2 protein-coding genes are annotated in these 644 nt (G+C 43.8%); one reads left to right on the forward strand and one right to left on the reverse strand.

Translation table 11 applies throughout. The features are described 5' to 3' along the window. Nucleotides 1–285, forward strand: a 285-nt coding sequence (locus A3762_RS27710; protein WP_068756681.1) for a hypothetical protein, incomplete at its 5' end; no start/stop codon positions are given. A gap of 52 nt (nt 286–337) precedes the next feature. On the opposite strand, the gene A3762_RS16505 is transcribed toward A3762_RS27710, so the two are convergent. Next, the coding region (locus A3762_RS16505) for a DUF2064 domain-containing protein (protein WP_156493529.1) at nt 338–644 on the reverse strand (307 nt) is incomplete at its 5' end.

A 644-nucleotide genomic window follows, 5' to 3' on the forward strand; every position in this document is an offset into this window, starting at 1 on the left:
ATGCAAGCAAACCTAGACAATATTCGACTGATTAGAAGCTCGATCCTGTTGGAAAAAGAAAGCGGGTTATGGAACAAGCTTCTTGAAAGCCCATTCTTCTACAGTGCGTCTGGGTGTAGAGACATATTGTTTAATGACAACGCACACTTCTATACCGTTGAACAAGCGTTCGACCTAATACAAAACGCGGGACTGATTTCAGTGTTTCCGCGACCAAGCGCTCGCAGAGCCGCACAAGCAGAACAAATGCTCGATGTCTTCGTAAGAAAACTTGGTAGCCATTAACTAGCAGCGATAACGTAGATAGTTGAAGCTATCTCAATTCAGTAAAGAGCGACTAGCTATAGTCGCTCTGAAGCCAGCGTTTCCAATCTTCTAATTCATCGACATCAAAACGCTTATCTAATAGCGAGAAACTAAATCCAAGCTCTGTCATGCGATTTTGAACTTGCTCAAGCACGCGATTGGTGCCCCATTCGATTTCACCAAATGATGTAAATCCGCATGCTCTCTGCCCGACTAAGCCAAAGCCTCCATCTTCTGTTGGCGCGAATACAAAATCATGATTGCTAAGCGAATTGATTGCTTGCTGTAAGAAGTCATCATCGAGTACTGGAAAATCACTCCCCACAATAAAGGCATAG

This window comes from Oleiphilus sp. HI0125 (assembly GCF_001635355.1).